Here is a 24,167-nt window from a genome sequence, read left to right on the forward strand (position 1 = left end):
CATTATTTGTCTTTTCTGGGGTGTAATTTCTATCCCGTCCTAAATAAGAGATGCAATGAGAAAGCTAAAAAATTTATTCGAAAACAACAAACGTTGGGCTGCACGTACAACCGAAGCCAACCCTGAGTTTTTTAAAATATTATCAATGCAACAAAACCCAGAGTACTTGTGGATTGGCTGCTCAGACTCGCGTGTTCCTGCCAACCAAATTGTTGATTTACTGCCGGGTGAATTATTTGTACACCGTAATGTAGCTAATGTGGTGGTACATACTGACCATAACTGTTTATCGGTAATGCAATATGCGGTAGAGGTGCTTAAAGTAAAACATATTATGGTGGTTGGCCACTATGGCTGTGGCGGTGTACAAGCGGTATTAAATAACGCCAAATTTGGTTTTATTGATAATTGGTTACGCCATGTTGGCGACGTAAAAGAAAAACACTTAGAGCAGCTTAATGCAATGGATGAGCAACAGCGTTTAAGCCGCTTAATTGAGCTAAACGTTATTGAGCAAGTACGTAACGTGTGCAGAACAAATATAGTTCAAGATGCGTGGGATAAAGGCCAAGAGCTCACAATTCATGGTTGGGTATATGGATTAGAGAACGGCCACTTGCACGACTTATCATCGGTTGTAACCTGCGCCGAAGAAGAAGGCGATGTGTATAAAAAAGCCGTTGCACATGTACTCGCTAAAGCCGGTTGCGAGTAATTTAAACAATGACTAAAACGGCGATAATCATAGGGGCAACAGGGGTTGTGGGGAGTGAGCTATTAACGCTTTTACTGCAAAGCCCTGCGTTTGGCCATGTGATTGCTATAACTCGCCGTAAGCTGGACGTTGAACATACTAAGCTCACTAATCAGGTTATTGATTTTGATTGTTTAACCAACTACTGCGCGTTATTTAAAGGGGATGTGTTTTTTTCGTGTTTGGGCGCTACTAAAAAGCAGGCTGGCTCAACCGCGGCGCAGCGTAAAGTTGATTTTGATTATCAGTTTATTGCGGCGCAAATGGCGGCTAACAATGCAGTGAGCCATTATTGCTTGGTTTCATCAAGCGGCGCTAATGCGCACAGCATCAGCCCTTACTTAAAAATGAAAGGCGAGCTTGAGCAGCACATAAAAACGCTGGGCTTTGCAAAAGTAAGTATATTCCAGCCGTCTTTATTAATGGGTGAGCGAAACGATACACGAATAGCTGAGCAAATAGGCGCATTTGTGTTACCTGTTATTACTCAACTTCCTTTTTTAAAACGTTATAAACCCATTACGGGTAAGCAAGTGGCGCTAAAAATGTGCGCTGTAAGTTTAGCGCAGCAACAATCACTGCAATACTATGTATTAGAGGCACTTTTTGATACATAGTGGGCTTTTAGTTAAAACTAAAAGCAAAAAAAGCAGCCTTAGCTGCTTTTTTTGTGGCTGAGTATACAGATGTAGTACGTGCTACTCGGCGTTATTTTTAGCATTTAGTTGTTGCTCTAGTAACACAACTTTTGCTTCAAGCTCAGTGAGTTTTTCACGAGTACGAATAAGTACTTGGCTTTGCACATCAAATTCTTCGCGGCTAACAAAGTCCATTTCAGCCAGCTTATTTTGTAAAACTTGTTTGGTTTTACCTTCCAGTGTATCTGCTAGGTTTTTTACACCTTGCGGCATGTTGTTGGTGATTTGCTTAGCAATTTCTTCAAGTTTTGCTGGATTGATCATAATCGTCCCTTGCTGTTGCCCTAAAATGATAATGACTAATATTACCTTATACCTAAGGTATTTAATACATGATCACCACAATGGAATTAATTAATCTAATGGCTATGCCTGTATCTGTGGTTACGGTAAAATTAGCTGCCTTTTAAAACTCCATGGTCGTTATGAAACTCAATCCAAAACAAGATGAAGCAGTAAAATATATTAGTGGTCCGTGTTTAGTACTCGCGGGTGCAGGCTCAGGTAAAACGCGCGTAATCACTAACAAAATTGCTTATTTGGTGCAAAAGTGCGAGTACAAAGCACGTAATATTGCTGCGGTAACGTTTACGAATAAAGCGGCCAAAGAGATGCGCGAGCGTGTATTACAAACGCTTAATAAGCAAGAAGCGAAAGGGCTGTGGGTATCAACCTTTCATACCCTAGGGCTTGAAATAATTAAAAAAGAGCTCAAAACGCTTGGCTTTAAAGAAGGTTTTTCGCTGTTTGATGACCAAGATACTAACCAGCTGTTAGGTGATTTAACCGAAGACGAACTTAAAAAAGACAAAGACCTTCTTAATCTATTAAAAATGCAAATAGGCAGCTGGAAAAACGAATTAATTTTACCAGAGCAAGCTATACGCGAAGCACGTGATGCGCAAAAGGCGTTATTTGCGCAGCTTTACGCGCGTTATCAAAATCAGCTGCGAGCATATAACGCACTGGATTTTGACGATTTAATAATGATCCCCACCTTATTACTGAGTAGTAATGCCACCTCACGAGAGCGTTGGCAGCAACGATTTAGGTATTTGCTGGTGGATGAATATCAAGATACCAATACCAGCCAGTACCAGCTTGTTAAGTTATTAGTAGGCGAGCGAGCGCGTTTTACTGTGGTAGGGGATGATGACCAATCTATTTATTCATGGCGCGGAGCCCGCCCCCAAAACTTGGTACTGTTAAGTAAAGATTACCCCGGCCTTAGGCTCATAAAGCTTGAGCAAAACTACCGTAGTGCCCAGCGCATTCTAAAAGCTGCAAATATTTTAATTGCCAATAACCCGCACGATATCGAAAAAAAGCTATTTAGTGAGCTTGGTTACGGTGAGCCGATTAAAGTGATTGGCTGTAGAGATGAAGAGCATGAGTGCGAGCGAGTTGTTGCTGAAATAATTTCTCATAAATTTATGAAGCGCACCAGCTATAAAGATTACGCTATTTTGTATCGTGGTAATCACCAGGCACGCGGTTTTGAAAAATCATTAATGAGTAACCGCATTCCCTATAAAATTAGTGGCGGAATGTCGTTTTTTTCGCGTTCAGAAATTAAAGATATTATGGCGTATTTACGCTTGTTGGTTAACCAAGACGACGATAACGCTTTTTTACGCATTGTTAATACGCCGCGCCGTGAAATAGGCACCGTTACACTTGAAAAGCTAGGCACACTTGCAAACGAAAAGCACCAAAGCTTATTTGCCACCTGTTTTGATAACGACCTAGGCTACCGCCTTAAAGGGCGTGGCTTAAATGCGCTTTCGGGGTTTGCACGTTGGGTTGTTGAGCTTTCAGATAATGCAGTGCGTAGCGATACACTCGAAGCGGTAAAAGACTTGGTACGTAATATTAACTACGAAGCGTATTTATATGAGTCATCGCCAAGTGCCAAAGCGGCAGAAATGCGCATGAAAAACGTCTCTGAGCTGTATCGTTGGATCACCGATATGCTCACCGGAGATGCCGATAACGAACCGATGACCTTACCTGAAGTGGTCAGCAAATTAACGCTTCGCGATATGCTAGAGCGTAACGAGGAAGAAGATGAATCTGATGCGGTACAGTTACTTACTTTGCATGCATCTAAAGGCTTAGAATACCCGTACGTATTTATGGTTGGTATGGAAGAGGGTTTATTGCCACACCAGGTAAGTATTGATGAAGAAAACGTAGATGAAGAGCGCCGTTTAGCATATGTAGGGATCACACGGGCCCAGCAAGAGCTGACACTAACGTATGCAAAAATACGTCGTCAGTTTGGCGAAACCTCACAGACAGAGCTAAGTCGCTTTGTGCAAGAGTTACCGCAAGATGACCTAGCGTTTGAAAACAAAAAAGCCCCAAGCTCGCAAGCTGAGCGCATGGAAAAAGGCCAAGCACGGGTCGCTAACTTAAGGGCGATGCTGAAAAAACCTAGTTAATAGACTGTGCGGCGTTGTTATTAGCCGCTACTGGCTCCGATAAGCCTTGCTGCTTTGCAACAAATAAGTTTAGTCCGTATTTATCTAGCAAGGCTCTAAAGTTGAGTATAGAAGGGCCTTTGGCAATAACTTTTATGCCTTTTAGCTGAGTGATTGCCAGTACACCTTGTAATTGCAAGTTAAAGCTTTCTTGTTGCAGTACACGTTTACTAAAGGTTGAGCTAAGTAGTACGTAATCGAAGGTAATGTCGGTCAGTGCATTTAGCTCACAGCGGTCTTTTGCAAAGTTATTTAAGCCAATGCTGTAGCCAAGCTGCGAGAGCTTTTTAAGGTTTTCTAGTTGAGTTGCACAGGCGTAACGTATTTCTTGGTCGTCAAACAATAAACACAGTTGGCTTTGCCCTTGCAGCTTACTTAATACCTCAGTAAATAAATTGAATTCAAGCGCTTCTAACAGTAACCCTGAGCATGGCAATAATACCATGGCTACATTTGCCGCTAAGGCATGGGCATAGGCGTGTTGTAATAGTTCTAATTCAACTTGTAGGTGCTGCTCTTTATCGGTTGCAAACTTTTTCAGCACTTCAAAACTGGTATAGCCTAATACAGGGTGTTCACCAAAGGCTTCAAACAGTGACTCTGATTGCTGTTGTTCATCAAGGTTTATAATATCTGCACTTCTAAAACTCATCGGGAGTGAATCAAGATGGTGCTGTGCTGGAGATTCTGCACTTGTTAGTGTTTGCGTTAATAACGGGTGGAACAGCTCATAGCGGTCGCGGCCCGCATTTTTAGCATAATACATAGCAGCATCGGCATCGCGAATAATTTCATCGGTATGCTGATAACTTGAATTTGAGTACGTTATACCAATACTTGCACCACTTTGAATGCAGGTACCTTTACTGCAAAATGGCTTTTTCATTATATTAATAATGCGATCAGCTACATCTTCTGCTTGTTGTAGCTCTGTTAAGTGGGTAAGCAAAATTACAAATTCATCACCACCAAGGCGAGCGAGTAAATCGTGTTCGCGAATACAATGCGAAAATAAATCAGCCACACTTATTAAAAATTGATCGCCGGCATGGTGACCTAGTTGATCGTTTATATCTTTAAACTTATCTAAATCAATAAATAACACAGCAAAGTGATGTTCAGGAAAACGATGGTAATGCTGCAGTGTTTTTTCTAACTGGGTTAAAAACAAGCTGCGATTAGGGAGGCCCGTTAGTGAGTCGTGATGCGCATCATGATAAAGCTGTTGCTCTACTTTTTTACGCTCATCAATTTGCATTTGTAAATGTAGGTTAGCTTGTTGCAGCGCCTTTGTTTTTTCGTTAACTCGATACTCTAACTCTTGGTGGCTAGATTTAAGTGCTTGAGTGGCTAACTTTGTTTGTAAAACCGTGGCAATTTGGTGTGATACAAATGTAATAAGCTCGCAGTCGTCTTTGCTAAAAATATGATTGTTATTATACGCTTGGCATGCAATTAAGCCGATAACTCCCTGCGATGTTTTAAGCGGTGCACCTAGCCAGCTGGTGGCCATTTGCTCCTCTGGTACTGGCTTATTTCGTTGTACATCACCACTTTCTAATAGCTCTTTGGCTCTACTGGGGTGAATAAGTTGGGTCTGCTCGCTGCTAATAACCAGTTCGCTATAACCTTTTGCAAACGGCCTTGGCTCGGTGTTGTCTTTAAATTCATCCACACAGTACGGGAAGCTAATCCAACCAGTCTCTTTGTTATAAAGTGCAATGTATAAGTTTTCTGCGTATGTAATGGTTTTTATTATTTGATGAATTTTTACATAGGCATCATCTAAGTTTTGCGCTTGCGTTGCCAACTCCGATATTTTAAACAAAATTTGTTGGCGTTGTAGTGCGCGTTTCCGTTGTTCAATTTCTAGGTTTAGCGCATCATTACTTTGTGTGAGCGCGCGGGTACGAATTTTTACTTCAGATTCGAGCAGCTCTCTTTTTTTAACTCGCTCTATGGCTGTGGCTAAGTATAAAGACATTACTTCGAGTAAATGCACTTGCTGGTTGCTGTAATCTTGGTGTTTATCGTAACTTTGCGCAGCAAGTACGCCAATAATGTTTTGCTCTTGATAAATAGGGACACCAACCCAGTACTCAGCAGGTGAGCCTAGTGCTTTAAATAAGCCGTTTTGTGCAGCGCTTTGCATCTCTTGTTTGGTAAAGCAGGTGGTTTTGCCAAGCTTATAAACGTAGCCTGTAGCGCCTTCTTCAAAACTATTATCTTGATTGAGGGCGACTGATATACCATCTTTTTCATCACAAAAATAAGAAAGTTCCAGGGCATGAGTATATTGATTAGCAAGCACCACGTAAAAGCTTTTACTAGGTAGGTATGCTTGTAAAATGTCATGGATAGCGGGGTAAAGTAAGGTTAATTCGGCAACAGAGCTTGCTTGCTCTGATAGCTGGATCAGGGCATTTTGTAAGTGATGAGATTGCTTATACTTTTCTAATAGCGCTTTAAGACGTTTATTTTGGTGCGCTAGTTTACTCGGTGCCGCGGGCTTATCTTCCGATGACATGAATCATATTATTTTATTATTGTATGTTTATTAAACGTATAATTTCACTTTTAGTTGCGATCGTCAAGTAACTAATGCCCTAAAACAGCAACTAAAAAGATTATTTTAGGAATAAAAAAAGGCCTATTATAAAAATAGGCCTTTTTAAATTAATCACCCTAGTTATCAGGGGTTTAATTAAATTATTTAGAAGTCATGAAATCAATAGCTGCGCTAATCTCATCATCAGAACAATCCATACATGTTCCTTTTGGCGGCATCGCATTAAAACCGTTGATAGCGTGATCAAGCAGTACATCTTTACCTTTAGCGATACGCGGTGCCCAGTCATCAGCTGATTTAGGTGCACCTAGTGCGCCAGTACCGTGACAGGCAAAACATGCGCCTTGGTACACTTGCTCACCAGAGCGAGGGCCAGTAGGAGCTGCGGCTGCAGCAGCTTTCTCGCCTTCAAGATAAACAGCGCCAACTGGTGCTAAACGTTTTTTAATCGCATCTTCAGTCATAGAGTTATCATATGGCTGTGCGTATGCGGTGGTTGCTAGCATTAATAATGCTGCAGCTGATAGTTTTTTCATTTTGCCTTGCTCACTTCGATTTGAACGTGATCAATCACGATTATAGATGACGGAAATTAAACCGATTATACCTTTGTGTAACAATTTATAAAACGCCCACTGGTGTTTTTATCGATAAAACTGGCTAATTTTTGCGTTAACGCAATAAAATTGCATGTTTCAGTTAACAAACATTTATAATCGGTGGCTTAGTAAATCACTATTTAAGCTAATGCTAGTACGCTTTTAACAAATTTTTCGATCCCCGCATCGGCATCTAAAATAGACTGCGCCAGCATATAAGCAGGGGTGGTAACGAGTTTATTGTCCTCATCAATCACAATATCATCAACCGCACAGGCTGTGTGAGTAGAGCCTAGCTGGGTTAAAGCGCTTGCGGTCTGTTCATCATTACCTATGGTTAAAGTAGCATTGGGATATATAAACGGAATTAAAGCCGGCGCAATACACATGTAGCCAGCGGCTTTTTGTGCATTAGCAAATTGTTTACAGGCCTCTAATACTAGGTCGTTTATCTGCGCATCAGCGCCTTTAACGGCAAAATCACATAAGTTTTTAGCGGCGCCAAATCCCCCTGGTACTATTAACGCATCAAATTCAGATGCCTTTAATTCGCTTAATGATTTTATATCACCACGGGAAATGCGTGCTGCCTCAGTGAGTACATTACGGTTGCTTGGCATTTCTTCACCGGTAAGGTGATTAATAGTGTGAAGTTGTTCTATATCAGGAGCAAAACATTGATATGCAGCACCGTTTTTAGCTATGTGCAGCAGTGTTAATACTGCTTCGTTTATTTCACTGCCATCGTACACACCACAGCCGGCTAATATTACAGCTATCTTTTTCATGCTTTTGTGCTCCTTAAGTATTTTAAATAAGTCGTTTGGGTGAAGTTTAACACGGGCCAAAACACACACTAAAATAATTTTTTAGTTTAAAAAGTATTCGCAGTGCAAGTTGTATTGCGGTTTATGCCATTTTTGCCAGTGCGCTTGTAAAAAAAATTATAAAGGATCGCTATGATCTTTGATCCATTATGCTAGAATACTCCTCCGGTTATTTAAATGGATACAAATAACTAAAGTGACTAACAGCGGATGTATCAGTTAGAAAACCTTTTTCCACATTGGTTTTAAAATAATAAAAAAAGAACCTCGTATTATCTTTTTTAAACAAAACAAGCAGTTATTTATTTTTCTAAGCATTTTATTATGCATTGGAGGAATAGCTCGTGGCTGTTATCTACAAAGTTATCCACAGGTTGCTCCGCAATAATTATGGCTACTAAGCGTAATTCACTGTCGTTTTATTCACAACCTTATGGCATGCTTGTAATAATATTACTTTTTTGTATTTAGGATCCAAATTCACCATGGCTCAGATCCCCGAAAACCCGCTAATTTTAGTTGATGGCTCTTCATATTTATTTCGTGCTTATCATTCTCCACCGCATTTAACCAACTCTAAAGGTGAAGCAACTGGCGCTATTTATGGCGTGGTAAACATGCTTAAAAGTTTGATCAAACAATATGATCCGAGCCACATGGTGGTGGTGTTTGATGCCAAAGGCAAAACGTTCAGAAACGACATGTATAGCGAGTATAAAGCTAACCGTCCGCCTATGCCTGACGATTTACGAACGCAAATAGCGCCACTGCACAGTATTATTAAAGCGATGGGCTTTCCGCTAATTAGTATTGAAGGGGTTGAAGCCGATGATGTTATTGGTACGTTTTCACGAATAGCGACTGAGCAAAAGCGCCATGTATTGGTTTCTACAGGCGATAAAGACATGGCTCAGCTAGTTAATGAGCATGTTACGCTAATAAATACCATGACCGACAGCATTTCAGATCCTCAAACCGTTGTTGAAAAATTTGGTGTGGGTCCTGAGCTAATCATCGACTATTTAGCGCTAATGGGTGATAAGGTTGACAACATCCCAGGTGTTGAAGGCTGTGGACCTAAAACAGCTGTTAAATGGCTACAAAAATATGGATCGCTTCAAGGTGTAATTGATAATGCCGGCGACATTAAAGGCAAGATTGGTGAGAAGCTTGCAAATGCCCTTGATCATTTACCACTTAGTTATGAGCTTGCCACCATTAAATGTGATGTTGAGGTAGAGTCAGACCTAGATACCTTTAAAGTACAAGAGCCAAATAAAGATGAGCTTATTGCACTGTATGGTGAGTGTGAGTTCCGCCGTTGGTTAGCTGAGCTGCTTGATAACCCAAAAGATGCAGAAAAAGCGCTCCCTACTGAGGCAAATGAACTGCCAAAAGTAGAAGATGCACATTACGAAACTATCTTAACCGAATCACAATTTGATACGCTTATTGAGCAGCTAAATAGCGCTGAGTTATTTGCCTTTGATACTGAAACAACCAGCCTTGATTACATGCAAGCGCAGTTAGTAGGTATGAGCTTTGCTGTAAAAGCAGGCGAAGCTGCTTACTTACCAATTGCACACGACTACCCGGGTGCACCAGAGCAATTAAGCCTTGAATATGTAATGCAAAAGCTTGGGCCAATCCTCGCCGATGCTAACAAAGCTAAAGTAGGGCAAAACCTAAAATACGACAAGAGCGTACTGGCTAATGCAGGCTATGAGCTCAATGGCATTAAGTTTGATACTATGCTTGAGTCGTACGTATTTAATAGCGTGGGCACTCGCCATGACATGGATTCATTAGCGCTTAAATACTTAGGCCATAAAAACATTAGCTTTGAAGATATAGCCGGCAAAGGGAAAAAGCAGCTTACCTTTAATCAAATTGAGCTTGAGCAAGCTGCGCCTTATGCAGCAGAAGATGCCGATATTACACTGCGTTTACACCAAGTACTTTGGCCAAAATTAGAAGCTGATGAGAAGTTAAAGTCAGTATTTGAAACAATAGAAATGCCATTAGTGAATGTTATTTCTGATATTGAGCGTACCGGCGTAGCAATTGATAGCAATATGCTGGCGGCACACAGCCAGCGTTTAGGCGAGCGTTTACTTGAGCTTGAAAAAGAAGCGTTTGAGATAGCTGGCGAACCATTTAACCTAAGCTCGCCAAAGCAGCTGCAAGTACTTTTATTTGAAAAACTTGAGCTGCCAGTCATTAAAAAAACACCTAAGGGCGCGCCTTCAACGGCTGAAGAAGTGCTACAAGAACTTGCCCATGACTACCCATTACCTAAGGTGATTATTGAGCACCGTGGTTTATCTAAGCTTAAATCAACCTACACTGATAAATTACCATTGATGGTTAATGAGAAAACACAGCGCGTGCATACTTCTTATCATCAAGCTGTTACGGCCACAGGGCGTTTGAGTTCTACCGATCCTAACTTACAAAATATCCCTATTCGTTCTGAAGAAGGACGTCGTATACGTGAGGCATTTGTAGCGGCAAAAGGCTATAAAATTGTGGCTGCCGATTACAGTCAAATTGAGCTGCGTATTATGGCGCATTTATCGCAAGACAAAGGGCTACTAAATGCCTTTGCTAATGGGTTAGATGTACACAGTGCAACCGCTGCTGAGGTATTTGGGGTTGAGCTAGAGGATGTAACCACAGATATGCGTCGTAAAGCTAAAGCAGTAAACTTTGGATTAATTTACGGTATGTCAGCCTTTGGTTTAGCGCGTCAGCTTGATGTGCCACGCCACGAAGCGCAGCACTACATAGATAAATACTTTGAGCGTTTCCCTGGGGTACTTGAGTACATGGAAACAACCCGCGAAAAAGCGGCCGAGAACGGGTACGTAGAAACTATTTTTGGGCGTCGATTACACTTACCCGAAATTAATGCACGTAATGGAGCGCGCCGTAAAGGCGCCGAACGCGCAGCAATCAATGCACCGATGCAAGGTACAGCCGCTGATATTATTAAAAAAGCAATGTTGAGCGTGCATAGCTGGGTTAATCAACAAGCTCCCAATACCATTAAGTTACTTATGCAAGTACACGATGAATTGGTGTTTGAGATTAAAACCGATTGTGCGCAAGCATACACAAAGCAGATTTGTGAGCTAATGTCGCAAGCAGCTAGCTTAGATGTCCCTTTAATTGTAGAAGCTGACGAAGGTGAAAACTGGGAACAAGCCCACTAACCTAAAACATGCTTACATTTCAAAAGCGCCGCAAGGCGCTTTTTTATTGCCTCTAAACAACTCACTCAATTAAGAGAATCGATATAAGTATTTATACGCGTAAACAAAGTTTAGTTAAAAGTAGGTTAATTTAAGCAACTATTTGTATTAAATAGTTATATGTTCGTCAATTCGAACTGTTTTGGCGGAATATCATTGTATTTTTATGCGCGCTTTTGCTAAAGTGCGCGCGTCCTCATCCTGTAGGACATCCTGTTGATGATGCATCTGAAAAGGTGCAACAAATTGATAGCTTCTCCCCAGTTTGCTATATCGGCCTGCTTGTTTTAAGCAGGCTGCTTTTTCTTCCTCATTAGATTGCCCTTTAAAGCTAAATAGCACCTCAAAGCGCTTTTTTACTATTCACACTTTATGCTCATTTATACTTATTATTTTTTTGTGCCATACCTTGCGCGCCCTCAAACGGGTATCTGTATAAAGCAGTTATAAAAACGTAGGTAAGTAAAGCTATCTCACGCAATTATTAGCGTGGATGTTGCGCTATGCCCCAAAAAAGCATCAGTTATAGGCTGCTATATCGTTATTAATTTTTTAATAACATTACGGGCTAAGTAATTTAGCGCCGTCTTTAATTTGAGGTGGTTTGCCCCTATTTCAGGTGATAGTATCGAAAGCGTTATTATTCTCATTTTATTTTAGGAGTGCGTTATGTTTAAAACGTTAGCCATTATCGGTTTATCGTTATCAAGTGTTGCTTTGTCTAATGCCGCTCATGCAGATTGGCAGCTAGTCAATGACAAGAGCCAATTAAGTTTTGTTTCTATCAAAAAAGACTCGATTGCTGAGGCACATCATTTTACTAACCTAGAAGGAACACTTTCAGACAGTGGTGCTTTTAGCGTAAATATAGACTTAACCTCTGCAGAAACACTGATCCCTATTCGCAATGAACGTTTAACTCAATTTGTATTTGAAGCGGCTAAGTTTCCTCATGCAGTTTTAACCGCGGATATAAAAAAGCAATTAAGTAATATTAAAAAGCCGGGCCAGCATGTATTAAAAGAGGTTGATGCACAGCTTGATTTTCATGGTAATAAAAAGCCATTAAAAATAAATGTACTTGTTAGCAGTGCCGAAAATGGCGATTTAAGCGTGTCGTCGTTTACGCCTGTGATTGTAAATAGCCAAGACTTTGGTGTGACCGAAGGCGTTAAAAAGCTACAGCAATTAGCTGGTTTACCTGCCGTTGCTACAGCCGTACCAGTTACTTTTGCGCTAACACTTAAAAAACAGTGATCTCGTTAACGGCGCTTAGTAAGCAATTAAGCGAGCCTAGCAAACCGTTTGATAGTTGGCAGCCTACCCAGTGTGGTGAGCTGCCGATTATGATTAACGAGCATGGGCAGTGGTTTTACGATGGCAGCGAAATTACTCGCCCCGCGATGGTAAAACTGTTTGCCAGTGTTTTATGCAAAGAAGGTGAGCAGTTTTATTTAAAAACACCCATCGAAAAAATAGCGATAGAGGTGCAAGATGCGCCTTTCGTTATCGTAAGCTGGCATATTGAAAGCACAGCGCAAGGGCAGGTTATGTGTTGTGTAGATAATTTAGCACGGCAATGGTTAATCAGTGCTGAGCAGCCTCTTTATATAAAAAACTATAAAAATGCAGCGGTGCCATATTTGCAATTACCTTATGGGTGTAGCGCGCGGGTATCACGAAGTGTGTTTTATCAGTGGGCTGAAATAGCCGACGCAGATGAGCGCGGCTATTTTATAAAATCAGCAGGGGGAAAATTTTATCTTTCGTAGGTGCTTATTTTTAAGCGTCTGAGCTGTCTTCATCACTTTGCGGTGCAACAGCCACAATTGGCCCTAAATACCACTCATCTAGCTTTTTAGCGACTTCTGGTAAACCTGTTCCCTTAAGTGATGAAAAAGCGTGTACAGTGATGTCACCGTCTAGTTCACTTAATTCGCGGCGTACTTGCAGTACTTGTGCTTTACGCGCACCTTGCTTGAGCTTATCGGCTTTAGTTAAAAGCGCCAATACCGGGATTTCGCTGCCAATAGCCCAGTTAATTAGATCTTTGTCTAAATCTTTTAATGGGTGGCGAATATCCATTAATATAACAATACCTTTTAAACTTTGACGTTTTTGTAGGTACTCACCTAGTGACTTTTGCCACTTCTTTTTCATTTCAATAGGTACTTTAGCAAAACCATAACCGGGTAAGTCGATTAAGCGCATATCGTCTACTTCACCTAACTCAAAGGTGTTGATTAACTGCGTACGACCTGGCGTTTTACTGGTACGAGCAAGTTTTTGATCTGTCAGTGCATTAAGAGCACTTGACTTACCTGCATTAGAGCGACCTGCAAACGCGACTTCAATTCCCGTATCAGCAGGTAATTTAGTGATGTCTGGCGCGCTTGTTACAAAAGACGCAGTATTATATTTGATACGAGATTTGAGCACAGGCTCTCCTAAAAACGTAAAAGTTAATCTTATTGAGCTAAATTCACTCAGGGCGCGTATTTTATACTATAAAGGATGTATTAAAAAGCGTATTTAAACACCTAAAAACTCTATAAATGGCACTATTAAAGCTGCTTAAAGGTTAATCTAGGTCAAAACCCTATAAATTATAAGCTTAATATGAGTAGAAAACGTGCCAGAGAATTTTTTATCGTGTAGAATACATGAATTACAACATCCATATTGTAGATGATACAGGGTCGGAAACAGAGAATTCACCATGAAAAAAATAGCACTATCTTTAACAATATTGCTTGGTGCGTTGTCAGCAAGCAACGCAACAGCATTTGATGGCGATGTAAACGCAGGTAAAGAAAAATCAGCAACGTGTGCGGCTTGTCACGGCCCAGACGGTAATGCACCGGTTAATATTTACCCTAAACTTGCAGGCCAGCACCCAGATTACATCCTTAAACAACTTAAGGATTTAAAATTAGGTATGACTTCAGGCGGTAAAGAAGGCCGTATGGATCCTGTAATGAGCGCGATGGCTATGCCACTTAGCGAACAAGACATGAAAGACCTATCTGCTTATTTTTCTTCATTGAACATGACTGAAGGCGCCACCCCTAAAGACGTGGTTGAAGTTGGTCAAATGCTTTACAAAGCAGGCGATGCTGAACGTGGTATTCCGGCTTGTGCGGCGTGTCATGGTCCGCGAGGCAATGGTTCGTCTCTTGCTAAGTTTCCTAAAATTTCTTTTCAGCACCCAGAGTACATTAAAGCTCAGCTAGAGAAGTTTCGTGATGGAACCCGTAAAAACGACCATAACGGTATGATGCAAGATATAGCGAAAAAGCTAACTGATAAAGATATTGAAGTACTATCTCAATACTTAGGTGGCTTACACTAAAGTCGTATTTATCTAGTATTAGCTAGTGTAATATGATTAAAAAGCAGCTTACGCTGCTTTTTTTGTGTCCACATTTTAACGATATCACCCTTTAGTTTGTGAGACATTTGCCATGCTGTTTTGTAAGAAATGGCTTATTTTAAAAAAACTTTTACAGTTAAATGCATGTTTATTATAATTTTTTTGTTTTTTATATGTGCTCTATGTAAGAAAAATTATATAAACCAGTTGTAACAAAAATATTAACGGGTAAATTAACCACTGTCGCAAAACAACAATAACAACATGGATTATGCTAAAGGAAAATGGCGCGACACGACTGAATAGCACATTGAAGGTGCTACAAAAGGAAATAACAAGAAAGCGTCAGGATGACCGTAAATAATAAAATCTCAAGGAAGTTTAATAATAAAAACAAAATGGAATGTAACAAGGAAGGTTAAAATAATAACAATACGGACTGATAATAATAAAAATAATAAAGACTAAAAAAAGTCGAAGGGAGAAGTGTCCAGATAATGGCGCTCAGATTAGTAGGCGGTAGAGATGTTTTCTCTACCGCCTTTTTATTTGTCCTGTTACAATACCCACCGTTTAGCAATAAGCTAATGCGCTAATTCAACGAGCAACCCAAGCTTTAATGCGCAAATCGAATTCTTCTGGCTAGGCCAGCACTGCGATGCTCATGTTATGTGCCTCGCTCAAAACCTCTTAAGTGAGATGATCAAGATATGAGTAGAAAGAAAAAATCACGCAAAATTCCTTCAAACGGCCCTGTTCGTTTAAGCCAAGATAAGCTTAAAGAAATGCGTGCGTTAAAAGAGCAACGAGTTAAAAAACCAAAGGGCGCTAAGCCTGGTTCTCGTAATGCACCTGAGCTATTAGATAGCGATACTAAAAAAGCAAACTCAGCGCCAAAAGATAAGCGCGTCGGCAGTAAAAAAGCCGTGCCTTTAGTGGCTAGTGCACCACAGCCGCAAGTAGAAATGAAGCGTAACTTAAAGCCAACAGTTGAGCTTAAAAAGGTGACAGAGCCAGAGCTTACGCCGGAGCAAGAGCTAGAAGCGCTTGAAAACGATGAGCGTTTACTTAAGCTCGTTGAGCGCCATGAGCAAGGTGAAATGCTGACGGGTAAAGATGCGAAGTACTTTAATAGCCGTATTGCTCGCCACCAAGTACTTTGTAAGTTACTAGGTATCGAAGATGAAGACGAAGACGAGTTTGAAGATGATTTTGAAGATAACTTCGAAAGCGACGGTAACTCAGATTTCGATAAGTACCTTTCAGATGATTTAGCCAATGAGTGGCTAGATGATGATGACGACAAATAGTAAGGGCGCTTAATGAGTACCGCAGTGATTGTAGCCTTGTTTGTAGGTGCTGTTATTATTGCTGGCTTAGCATTTTATGCAGGTCAGTTGCTCTATAAGCTTAACGCGCAAAAAAAGTTAATTGCGCAAAAGCAAGCTGAGCAACAGCAAAAGCTTAAGCAGTCGCGCTTAAAGCGTAACGCTAAACTTGCAGATAGCATTCATCTAATTGCTCGTGCAATGGCTGAAGAGCAATGTGAGTACTCTGAAGGCTGTTTACGGATTTGGGTTTTAATGTCTCAGTACGCTTTTGAAGATGAGCGAGATTTAACGCTAGCGTACCCAGGCATTTATAAAATGTATAACGTTGTGAAAGAAATGCCGACCCACGATGCACGCAAAAAATACTCTAAAAAAGAGATTTTTAAGCAAGATACAGCACGTTGGCGAGCTGAAGAAAACTTTAGTGATGAGATTAAAGCCGATTGCGACAAAATCATTGTTGAGTTTAAAGCTGCGCCGGGCAGCGAAAATATCGTGTTTAATTAAACCCAATAGAAAATACAAAAAGCAGACTCAGGTCTGCTTTTTTTTATGCCTGCTTATCGACACGTTTTTACCACCTCAAACGTGATAAGCAAATTGGTATAGCACTAATTAAATCACTCGTGAGAAACGGGTTTTACTTATTTGCTTTTGTAAGTGAGCATCAAAGCACATACATATAATACGAATAAATAGATTTCCGCGAGGCGTGACGCGTATTACCTTATCGTTTATATGCACCATGTCATCCTCTATTAAAGGCTTTAGCGCCAACAGCGCATCCGCAAAATACTCAATAAAATGTATAGAATGCTTTTTCGCAAATGCGTGTGTATCTAATTCAAACTGGCAAATAAGTGATTTAATAGCTTCTGCGCGTATTACATCATCGTGCGTTAAATGCATTCCTTTATGTATAGCACTGCCGGCTTGCGTTTCTATTTCGTGATAATAATGCTTAAGCACTTTTTGGTTTTGTAAAATGGCGGTGCCAATTTGCGAAATAGACGAGACCCCTAAACCTAATAAGTCGCAATTACCGTGGGTGGTATAGCCCTGAAAGTTGCGATGTAACTGCCCTTTATTTTGCGCGACTGCAAGTTCGTTGTCGGCTTTTGCAAAATGATCCATACCAATAAACTGATAGCCTGCAAAGGTCATTTGCGCCAAGGTGTTTTTAAACATGGTTAGCTTGTCGTGGGCACTGGGTAAGTCAGCCTCTTTTATTTTACGTTGCGCTGCAAAGCGCTCTGGTAAATGTGCGTAATTAAATACAGAGACTCTATCTGGGCTTAAGGCAATTAATTGCGCTATTGTTTTTTCAAAGCTTTGGGGTGTTTGTTTAGGTAGGCCATAAATCATATCTGCATTTATAGACTTAAAGCCAAGCTCCCGGGCTTGAGTTATCAGTGCTTTAACGGTATCGACTTGCTGTGTGCGGTTAACCGCTTGTTGTACTTCATCGTTAAAATCTTGAATACCAAAGGATACGCGGTTAAAGCCTAAAACCCGTAAGTGTATAAGCATATCTTTAGCAAGGGAGCGTGGGTCTATTTCAATGCCTCGCTCAGTGTTGCGGGTAAAGTGAAAGTGCTGCTCTAATAAGTTAATTAAGCGCGTCATTTGCTTTACAGTTAAAAAGGTTGGCGTACCACCCCCTAAATGCAATTGTTCCACTGTGTAGTGTTTAAATAAAGGGGCATGCGCTGCTATTTCTTTTGTTAAGTAATCTAAATATACATCGGCTTTAGACTGATGGCGTGTGATCACCTTGTTACATCCGCAGTAATAGCAAAGCTCACTGCAAAATGGGATATGAATATATAAAGAAAGTGAGCGACTAGATGATGATTTTATAGCGCTAACAAGGTCTTGTTGCTGATACCCCTCGCTTAAAGATAAAGCGGTGGGGTAGGAGGTATAGCGTGGCCCTGACACGTTATACTTATTTATAAGAGTTTGATCCCATTTCGGAAACTTTATCATCACGCGCACCTTATGTATTAATGAGGTGTTGAGTATAAAAAGCTTTTAAGGGAGGGGTTTTGATCTACAACAAAAAAGGTGCCTAAGCACCTTTTTAAAAGAGTATTTTTTGTTAATACGTTATGTTGTGGGCATCTTTTAAGTATTGAAACAATTCTTTATAGCCTTTGCCTGGCTTTTCAGCTTTAACTTCTTTAGCGGCGTTGCGTACCAATTGGCGCATTTTTTGGCGCTCAAGGGTTGGGTATTGCTCAATAGTTTCGTTAATTAAATCATCGCCTTGCTCAATTAAGTCAGTACGTAATTGCTCAATTTTTTTAATTAAAACCTCAGCTTGGTTATTTTTATTAAGCATTACGTCAATAATGGCTTTAATTTCTTCAACGTTTTCTACTGTGCGTAGCGTTTTAGCAATGTAATTTAAGTGGCGGCGGTACGCATCGCTTTTATTACTGATTTTATCAGCAACTACCATGGCTGCTTTCAAATCGTCATTGAGTGGTAAGCGTTCGCGTTGCTTTTTCCCCATTTTAGCAATTTCAGAACCTAACTGATGAAACTCTTGCGCGTCGCGCTTTAGTTCACTTTTTGATACGTAAATAATTTCTTCTTCAATTTCAGCAGGCTTGCCTTTTTTCTTCGCCATGGGGTGCTCTTAAGTAAAAATAACTTTTGCCATTATACGCGATTCTTTTAGTGATTAATATTAGCTGATGTGGTGCAGTGAGTGTGTTAGCATTTAAAGATAAGAAATGCGTGCAATATTGCCTTAAGGCTCAGGACTTAATTTATGAAAAGCCAACAACACGATCCAATTTATTCTCAAATCTCTCAAGTAAAAGATGCCGTAGCTGAAGTGCTCGAGCATGCTAAAAAATTGGGTGCCACTGCCGCAGAAGCTGCTATGTCTAGTACATCGGGTTTATCGGTAAGCACACGCATGGGTGAAGTAGAAACCATAGAGTTTAACCAAGATGGTGGTTTAGGTATCAGTGTTTATGTAGGGAATAATAAGGGCTCGGCGTCTACTGCTGATCTAAACCCAAAAACACTGCGCACGGTAGTAGAAAAAGCCATTGATATTGCCAAATTTACCTCAGACGACCCTTTTAATGGTATTGCCGATAAAGAATTACTCGAGTTTGCCCCTAAGGACCTTGATTTATATCACCCGTGGGATGTAAGCCCTGAGCAAGGTATTGAGCTATGTCACGCTGCAGAGCAAGCCGCTTTAAATGCTGATGAGCGTATTGTTAATTCAGATGGTGCAAGTTTTTCATCGCACCAAGGCTTACGTGTGTATGGCAATAGCCATGGTTTAATTGCTGGTTTTCCACGTACGCGCCACAGCATTAGCACGATGGTAATAGGCAAAGAAGGCGAGCACATGCAGCGCGACTCTGCTTATACTGTTGCGCGCGATCAGGGCGGACTTAACGACGCCGCTGCGGTAGGCCTAGAAGCCGCCACCGAAACACTGGCTAAACTAAATAGCCAAAAGCTGGGTACTATGAAAGTCCCTGTTATTTTTAGAGCCGATATTGCCAACTCATTGTTTGGCCATTTAGTGTCGGCAATTGGCGGCGGGGCGCTTTATCGTAAATCGAGCTTTTTACTCGACAGCCTAGGCACCCAGGTATTTAGTAAGAACGTTAATATTTCTGAGCGTCCTCACATATTAAAAGGATTAGCGTCGTCGCCTTTTGATAGCGAAGGGGTAAAAACGATTGACCGTGAAATTATTCAAGGCGGTGAGCTGCAAACGTACTTATTAGCAAGTTATGCAGCGCGTAAACTAAATATGGCTCCAACAGGCCATGCAGGCGGTATTCATAACTGGTTAGTTGAGCAAACGCACAACGATTTATCGGCTTTATTAAAAACCATGGGAACAGGCTTATTAGTTACCGAGCTGATGGGGCAAGGCGTAAACACCGTTACGGGTGACTACTCGCGTGGAGCAGCTGGTTTTTGGGTAGAAAACGGTGAAATTCAGTACCCTGTTAGTGAAATTACCATTGCCGGAAATTTAAAAGACATGTTTAAAGGTATTTCGGCCATAGGGGGCGATATTGAGCGCAGAGGCGGCATTCAAACCGGCTCAGTACTTATAGAGCAAATGCAAATAGCAGGCGCTTAATAGCAATTAGCAATAATACTTAATTAAGCGAATTGGTATAATATAAAAGCACATATTTAAGCCGAGCATTTAAACGCTTGGCTTAAACGTGCTTTATTTAAATTTTTGAGGTGTTGAATGGCTAAAGATAGGTACGCACCAAAACCCCTGACTGACATTATGGCAGGCCTTAATAATCGCTTATCGGCCTATGCAGGTAAAAGCCAAGCGCTTGATAAGCAACAGGTGTTGCTCAAAGAGTTTTTAGGCCCAAAGCTTGCTGAAAAATGCCGTGTGAGTAATTACCGCGATGGCACGTTGATGATTGAAGCTGTATCGGCGGCAATTGCCCTTAAACTTAATTATTTGAAAATGGATATGCAGTCGCATTTTAGAGCGGCGGGCATGGCAGAGCTCGGACAAATTAAAATTGTTGCAAACCCTCAAGCAACAGCGCGCTTAAGCCCAACAACAGATAAACCCGGCCCCGCAGGTAAAGTACCTGGCAATTCAAGAAAAATGAGCCAGCAAACTTCAGATTACCTTAATGCCATTGCCGCATCAGCCCCACCTTCGCTGAAAGAAAAGCTAGAGCGCCTTGCTCGCCATGGTAAAAAATAACTCGCAAAAGCGCGATTATGGTTGTTGGTAGGGCTATTTTGTTACCTCGTCTCATAGAAAATACTTTGTTACATATTCTATTTTATTGTTTCTTTAATGGGGTTTATCATACAAATTCGGCGTGTTGTTTTAACCGCCTAAATATTAATTTCATTAAGTGAAAGCATCGCAGGGCGCTTTTATTTTTTCTCTGGCATGCAATAGTTTAATGAAATAGATATTTTATTCTTTACTAACAAACGGAATAATTATGAAAAAAGTAACTATTACCGCTGCAAGTATCGCACTTGCACTGGGCCTAGTAGGTTGCGGTGAAAAACAACAAGAAACGCAAGTGGCCGAGACCGCTGCTGTTACAGCACCTGCAGAAAAAACGCTTGAGCTAGGTGTAAACCTTGCCAATATGGATGAGTCGGTTCGTGCACAAGATGACTTTTATTACCATGTGAATGGACAGTGGCTTGCTAAAACAGAGATCCCTGGCGATAAGTCGAACTACGGCTCGTTTACACAGTTATACGACGAGTCGCAAAAAGCGATGAAAACAGCGCTTGAAAGTGCCGCTAATAATAGCAGTGCTAAAAAAGGCAGCGATGAGTACAAAATTGGCGCTTTTTACAAAAGCTACATGGATAAAGATACACGTGATGAGTTAGGTATTACACCTTTACAACCTTCACTTAATACCATTGATAGCCTTGATTCAAAAGCTGATCTTACTCCTTTAATGGCTAAAATTCAGCAGCAAGGCGCTAGCTTACCATTTGGCTGGTTTGTAAATAACGATGCTAAAAATTCAAGTGAATACGCGCTGTACTTATCGCAATCTGGACTTGGCTTACCTGATCGTGACTATTACTTAAAAGATGATGAAAAATTTACTAAAATTCGCGCATCTTATGAGCAATACATAACCGATATTTTAGCTAAATCAGGCGTTGAAAATGCCGCTGATGCCGCGAAAAACGTTATCGCATTTGAAAGCGCTTTAGCTGAGGCACAATGGAGCCGAGTACAAAGCCGTGATGCAACTAAGTCATACAATAAAATGACCGTAGCTGAGGCAAATAAGCTAACAGGCGACTTTGATTTAGCTGCATTTTTCAAAAGTGCTGGGGTAGATACCTCAGACATTATTGTACGTCAGCCAAGCTACTTAGAAGGGTTTGCTGATGTGTACAAAGAAACAGATTTAGCAACGTGGAAAAACTACTTAAAGTTTCATTTTGTAAGTGGTTACGCGCAGTTACTGAGCACTGACTTAGTTGATCTTAAATTTGATTTTTACAGCACCACATTACGCGGCGTAAAAGAGCAAGCGCCACTTTGGAAAAAAGCGGTTGATGCATCTAACAGCGTACTTGGCGAAATTTTAGGTAAAGTATACGTAAAAGATAACTTCCCGCCAGAAGCAAAAGCACGCATGGAAGAGCTGGTAGATAACGTTATTAAAGGTTACGGCGTTGCTATTGAAAACCTTGAGTGGATGAGCCCTGAAACCAAGCTTGCAGCCCAAGAAAAGCTAAACAAATTTACCCCAAAAATTGGCTACCCAGATAAGTGGAAAGACTACTCACAGCTGAGCATTAACCCTGATGAATTAGTGGGTAACTACATACGTTACAGTCAGTGGGCTTATAGCGACATGATTGCTAAATTAGGCAAGCCAGTGGACCGCTCTGAGTGGCATATGACGCCGCAAACAGTGAATGCTTACTACAATCCAGTAAATAACGAAATTGTATTCCCAGCTGCTATTTTACAGCCACCGTTCTTTAATTTAGAAGCCGATGACGCTGTAAACTACGGTGCAATTGGCGCAGTAATTGGACATGAGCTAGGCCACGGTTTTGACGACCAAGGAGCTAAATACGATGGTGACGGTAACTTACGTAATTGGTGGAGTGAGTCTGACCTTAAACAGTTTGAAGAGCGTACCGGCGCGTTAGTAGCGCAATACAACGAATATAAACCGTTTGAAGATGCGGGTGTTAACGGCGAGCTTACGCTTGGCGAAAACATTGGCGACCTAGGTGGTTTAACGGTGGCTTATAAGGCGTATCAATTATCGTTAGGTGAGAACAAAGCGCCTGTTATTGATGGCTACACCGGCGATCAGCGTTTCTTTATGGGTTGGTCACAAATTTGGCGTCGTAAGTACCGCGATGAAGAGCTACGTAACCGCTTAATGACAGACCCACATTCACCAAGTCACTACCGTGTTATCGGTATCTTGTCGAACATGCCTGAATTTTACCAAGCGTTTGACGTAAAAGAAGGCGACAAAATGTATATCAAACCAGAAGACCGCGTAAAAATTTGGTAATTGATAGCCTGTTAGTTAACTTGAATCTGGTTAAGAGATAAATTACCCAGCTTTTAGGTTAGTAAATAAAAGCCAGTAAGTGTTTAGCTTGCTGGCTTTTTTATATTTAAATACTGAGTACTAATACCAATGCGCAATAATACTTAATTTAGGGTTACTGCATGAGTGTTTTATGCATCCAGCTTTGATTGCTTAAAATATTTTTATACAAAGCCAGCTGGTTTTGCGCACGTTCTAAATTATGTTCTGCATGGGTGGTTTTAAAGTACACGTCGTTATTTAAGTAATCAGTTAAAAACCGCACACTGAGCATTAGCGGCATAACTTTAGCGCCAAGTAGCAAACTTGCTTGTTCTTTGTTGCTAATAGACGATTTAAGGGGGGCAAGGTAGCCTTTAACAAGCGCTGTAAATACCTCTTTGCGAATAACCACTTTCTTAAGATTAATGGAATCTTCTGGCTCAGCGCAGCAAAAAGTGCGCACCATGTCTCCAAAGTCATACAATAAAAAGCCTGCCATACACGTATCTAAATCGATAACTGCTTTAGCTTTATATGTATTGCTGCAATACAGCATATTATTTATTTTAGTGTCGTTGTGGCACACCCGGGTGGGCAAATCGGCTGTTACGTCAGCGAGTTCTTTTACTAAATGCTGTTGTGCACTGCAGTAGTCAATGTCGTTTTTACACTGCTGCAGCCGCTCTTTAGTGGCGGCGCTAATAGCTGTATTAAGCTGCTCAAAGCGCATGGCTAAGTTATGGAAGTCAGTAATAACAGGGTAGAGACTTGATGCGTCAAAATCGAGCAAGGCATGTGTAAAGGTGCCAAATGCAAATGCGGCTTGCTGTGCGTGATGGGGCTCTGTAACCACATCTTCACAAGCACTTTGGCTAATAAAATTAAGCACGCGGTAGTACGCGTTGTTAATTGTAATAAGGTATTCACCTTGGCAAGTACTTATATGCTTAACAATGTCGAGCGGGTAAGTATTTGCTTGTTGTTTAGCGCTTAGGTGCTGCTCAATTAACTGGGCGTTATTGACCAGTTGTGCTGGGTTTTTAAATACATGAGTATTGAGCTTTTGAACAACAAATTGCTGCGCAGCATTAGTTAACAGCCACGTGGTGTTTATATGTCCGCTGCCTAAAGAGCTCACCTGAGTAAGCTCAGGGTTTAGCGCTAATAGCTCACTTAATTTATTTTGTATTGCTGTATTCATGT

20 protein-coding genes are annotated in these 24,167 nt (G+C 41.0%); 12 read left to right on the top strand and 8 right to left on the bottom strand.

Going from position 1 to position 24,167, the window contains the following annotated elements; translation table 11 throughout:
* The first annotated feature begins 55 nt into the window (after positions 1-55).
* Together can and EJ103_RS01405 are read left to right on the top strand one after the other, a co-directional pair.
* Complete coding sequence (gene can, locus EJ103_RS01400) at positions 56-715, top strand: carbonate dehydratase (protein WP_126005610.1); 660 nt, start codon at positions 56-58, stop codon at positions 713-715.
* An 8-nt stretch (positions 716-723) separates the two neighbouring features.
* On the top strand, positions 724-1,371 hold the full coding sequence (locus tag EJ103_RS01405) for an NAD(P)H-binding protein (protein WP_126005612.1): 648 nt from the start codon (positions 724-726) through the stop codon (positions 1,369-1,371).
* A gap of 81 nt (positions 1,372-1,452) precedes the next feature.
* Here EJ103_RS01405 and EJ103_RS01410 read toward each other — a convergent pair whose 3' ends face one another.
* Positions 1,453-1,716 carry an accessory factor UbiK family protein gene (locus EJ103_RS01410; protein WP_004589302.1) on the bottom strand — a complete coding sequence of 88 codons (264 nt, stop codon included), beginning with the start codon at positions 1,714-1,716 and terminating at the stop codon, positions 1,453-1,455.
* A 161-nt stretch (positions 1,717-1,877) separates the two neighbouring features.
* Between EJ103_RS01410 and rep the strand changes: the two genes are divergently transcribed.
* On the top strand, positions 1,878-3,896 hold the full coding sequence (rep, locus tag EJ103_RS01415) for a DNA helicase Rep (RefSeq protein ID WP_004589303.1): 2,019 nt from the start codon (positions 1,878-1,880) through the stop codon (positions 3,894-3,896).
* Here rep and EJ103_RS01420 read toward each other — a convergent pair.
* From EJ103_RS01420 to elbB, 3 genes are all read right to left on the bottom strand, one after another.
* Entirely contained in the window at positions 3,889-6,462 is a 2,574-nt protein-coding gene (locus tag EJ103_RS01420) for a diguanylate cyclase (protein WP_126005614.1), read from the bottom strand. The genes rep and EJ103_RS01420 overlap by 8 nt on opposite strands.
* 182 nt (positions 6,463-6,644) lie before the next feature.
* Positions 6,645-7,040 carry a cytochrome c5 family protein gene (locus tag EJ103_RS01425; RefSeq protein ID WP_126005616.1) on the bottom strand — a complete coding sequence of 132 codons (396 nt, stop codon included), beginning with the start codon at positions 7,038-7,040 and terminating at the stop codon, positions 6,645-6,647.
* Positions 7,041-7,243: 203 nt separating this feature from the next.
* On the bottom strand, positions 7,244-7,891 hold the full coding sequence (gene elbB, locus EJ103_RS01430) for an isoprenoid biosynthesis glyoxalase ElbB (RefSeq protein WP_126005618.1): 648 nt from the start codon (positions 7,889-7,891) through the stop codon (positions 7,244-7,246).
* A 524-nt stretch (positions 7,892-8,415) separates the two neighbouring features.
* Here elbB and polA point away from each other — a divergent pair.
* From polA to EJ103_RS01445, 3 genes are all read left to right on the top strand, one after another.
* Positions 8,416-11,145 carry a DNA polymerase I gene (gene polA, locus EJ103_RS01435; RefSeq protein ID WP_126005620.1) on the top strand — a complete coding sequence of 910 codons (2,730 nt, stop codon included), beginning with the start codon at positions 8,416-8,418 and terminating at the stop codon, positions 11,143-11,145.
* Positions 11,146-11,853: 708 nt separating this feature from the next.
* Positions 11,854-12,441 carry a YceI family protein gene (locus tag EJ103_RS01440; RefSeq protein WP_126005622.1) on the top strand — a complete coding sequence of 196 codons (588 nt, stop codon included), beginning with the start codon at positions 11,854-11,856 and terminating at the stop codon, positions 12,439-12,441.
* Positions 12,438-12,956 (top strand): DUF1285 domain-containing protein, encoded by a 519-nt coding sequence (locus EJ103_RS01445; protein ID WP_024032162.1) that lies wholly within the window; start codon positions 12,438-12,440, stop codon positions 12,954-12,956. The genes EJ103_RS01440 and EJ103_RS01445 overlap by 4 nt, the downstream gene beginning before the upstream one ends.
* 10 nt (positions 12,957-12,966) lie before the next feature.
* Here the strand turns inward: EJ103_RS01445 and yihA are convergent, their stop codons facing one another.
* Positions 12,967-13,623, bottom strand: a complete 657-nt coding sequence (yihA, locus tag EJ103_RS01450) for a ribosome biogenesis GTP-binding protein YihA/YsxC (RefSeq protein ID WP_054982948.1) — start codon at positions 13,621-13,623, stop codon at positions 12,967-12,969.
* 280 nt (positions 13,624-13,903) lie between these two features.
* Here yihA and EJ103_RS01455 point away from each other — a divergent pair, with 280 nt between their 5' ends.
* The 3 genes from EJ103_RS01455 to EJ103_RS01465 all read left to right on the top strand — a co-directional run bounded on the left by EJ103_RS01455 (position 13,904) and on the right by EJ103_RS01465 (position 16,395).
* The gene (locus EJ103_RS01455) at positions 13,904-14,536 is read left to right on the top strand and encodes a c-type cytochrome (RefSeq protein WP_004589311.1); all 633 of its coding nucleotides are present in this window, start codon (positions 13,904-13,906) and stop codon (positions 14,534-14,536) included.
* Positions 14,537-15,267: 731 nt separating this feature from the next.
* Entirely contained in the window at positions 15,268-15,867 is a 600-nt protein-coding gene (gene yihI, locus EJ103_RS01460) for a Der GTPase-activating protein YihI (protein WP_004589312.1), read from the top strand.
* 12 nt (positions 15,868-15,879) lie between these two features.
* Positions 15,880-16,395: a DUF2489 domain-containing protein gene (locus EJ103_RS01465; protein WP_004589313.1), complete on the top strand. Its 516-nt coding sequence runs from the start codon at positions 15,880-15,882 to the stop codon at positions 16,393-16,395.
* A 108-nt stretch (positions 16,396-16,503) separates the two neighbouring features.
* Here the strand turns inward: EJ103_RS01465 and hemN are convergent, their stop codons facing one another.
* On the bottom strand, positions 16,504-17,877 hold the full coding sequence (gene hemN / locus EJ103_RS01470) for an oxygen-independent coproporphyrinogen III oxidase (RefSeq protein WP_126005624.1): 1,374 nt from the start codon (positions 17,875-17,877) through the stop codon (positions 16,504-16,506).
* A 112-nt stretch (positions 17,878-17,989) separates the two neighbouring features.
* The gene (gene yjgA, locus EJ103_RS01475) at positions 17,990-18,523 is read right to left on the bottom strand and encodes a ribosome biogenesis factor YjgA (protein ID WP_004589315.1); all 534 of its coding nucleotides are present in this window, start codon (positions 18,521-18,523) and stop codon (positions 17,990-17,992) included.
* Between the two features lie 144 nt (positions 18,524-18,667).
* Here yjgA and pmbA point away from each other — a divergent pair, with 144 nt between their 5' ends.
* The 3 genes from pmbA (at position 18,668) to EJ103_RS01490 (ending at position 22,943) form a co-directional block, all read left to right on the top strand.
* A complete protein-coding gene (pmbA, locus tag EJ103_RS01480) occupies positions 18,668-20,017 on the top strand; it encodes a metalloprotease PmbA (RefSeq protein WP_126005626.1) in 1,350 nt (449 codons plus the stop codon).
* Between the two features lie 117 nt (positions 20,018-20,134).
* Positions 20,135-20,617, top strand: coding sequence for a DUF721 domain-containing protein (locus EJ103_RS01485; protein ID WP_126005628.1), 483 nt, complete (start codon positions 20,135-20,137; stop codon positions 20,615-20,617).
* Positions 20,618-20,867: 250 nt separating this feature from the next.
* On the top strand, positions 20,868-22,943 hold the full coding sequence (locus tag EJ103_RS01490) for a M13-type metalloendopeptidase (protein ID WP_126005630.1): 2,076 nt from the start codon (positions 20,868-20,870) through the stop codon (positions 22,941-22,943).
* Positions 22,944-23,097: 154 nt separating this feature from the next.
* On the opposite strand, the gene EJ103_RS01495 is transcribed toward EJ103_RS01490, so the two are convergent.
* The gene (locus EJ103_RS01495; RefSeq protein WP_126005632.1) at positions 23,098-24,165 is read right to left on the bottom strand and encodes a phosphotransferase; all 1,068 of its coding nucleotides are present in this window, start codon (positions 24,163-24,165) and stop codon (positions 23,098-23,100) included.
* Between the last annotated feature and the right edge of the window lie 2 nt (positions 24,166-24,167).

The sequence above is a fragment of the Pseudoalteromonas sp. Xi13 genome (genome assembly GCF_003952205.1).
In the GTDB taxonomy this organism is placed as follows: Bacteria; Pseudomonadota; Gammaproteobacteria; order Enterobacterales; family Alteromonadaceae; genus Pseudoalteromonas; species Pseudoalteromonas atlantica.

Bases quoted from the DNA above. Each gene is read 5' to 3' on its own strand.
- can (WP_126005610.1), top strand. From the start codon at position 56: ATGAGAAAGCTAAAAAATTTATTCGAAAACAACAAACGTTGGGCTGCA.
- EJ103_RS01405 (WP_126005612.1), top strand. From the start codon at position 724: ATGACTAAAACGGCGATAATCATAGGGGCAACAGGGGTTGTGGGGAGT.
- EJ103_RS01410 (WP_004589302.1), bottom strand. From the start codon at position 1,716: ATGATCAATCCAGCAAAACTTGAAGAAATTGCTAAGCAAATCACCAAC.
- rep (WP_004589303.1), top strand. From the start codon at position 1,878: ATGAAACTCAATCCAAAACAAGATGAAGCAGTAAAATATATTAGTGGT.
- EJ103_RS01420 (WP_126005614.1), bottom strand. From the start codon at position 6,462: ATGTCATCGGAAGATAAGCCCGCGGCACCGAGTAAACTAGCGCACCAA.
- EJ103_RS01425 (WP_126005616.1), bottom strand. From the start codon at position 7,040: ATGAAAAAACTATCAGCTGCAGCATTATTAATGCTAGCAACCACCGCA.
- elbB (WP_126005618.1), bottom strand. From the start codon at position 7,891: ATGAAAAAGATAGCTGTAATATTAGCCGGCTGTGGTGTGTACGATGGC.
- polA (WP_126005620.1), top strand. From the start codon at position 8,416: ATGGCTCAGATCCCCGAAAACCCGCTAATTTTAGTTGATGGCTCTTCA.
- EJ103_RS01440 (WP_126005622.1), top strand. From the start codon at position 11,854: ATGTTTAAAACGTTAGCCATTATCGGTTTATCGTTATCAAGTGTTGCT.
- EJ103_RS01455 (WP_004589311.1), top strand. From the start codon at position 13,904: ATGAAAAAAATAGCACTATCTTTAACAATATTGCTTGGTGCGTTGTCA.
- yihI (WP_004589312.1), top strand. From the start codon at position 15,268: ATGAGTAGAAAGAAAAAATCACGCAAAATTCCTTCAAACGGCCCTGTT.
- EJ103_RS01465 (WP_004589313.1), top strand. From the start codon at position 15,880: ATGAGTACCGCAGTGATTGTAGCCTTGTTTGTAGGTGCTGTTATTATT.
- hemN (WP_126005624.1), bottom strand. From the start codon at position 17,877: ATGATAAAGTTTCCGAAATGGGATCAAACTCTTATAAATAAGTATAAC.
- yjgA (WP_004589315.1), bottom strand. From the start codon at position 18,523: ATGGCGAAGAAAAAAGGCAAGCCTGCTGAAATTGAAGAAGAAATTATT.
- pmbA (WP_126005626.1), top strand. From the start codon at position 18,668: ATGAAAAGCCAACAACACGATCCAATTTATTCTCAAATCTCTCAAGTA.
- EJ103_RS01485 (WP_126005628.1), top strand. From the start codon at position 20,135: ATGGCTAAAGATAGGTACGCACCAAAACCCCTGACTGACATTATGGCA.
- EJ103_RS01490 (WP_126005630.1), top strand. From the start codon at position 20,868: ATGAAAAAAGTAACTATTACCGCTGCAAGTATCGCACTTGCACTGGGC.
- EJ103_RS01495 (WP_126005632.1), bottom strand. From the start codon at position 24,165: ATGAATACAGCAATACAAAATAAATTAAGTGAGCTATTAGCGCTAAAC.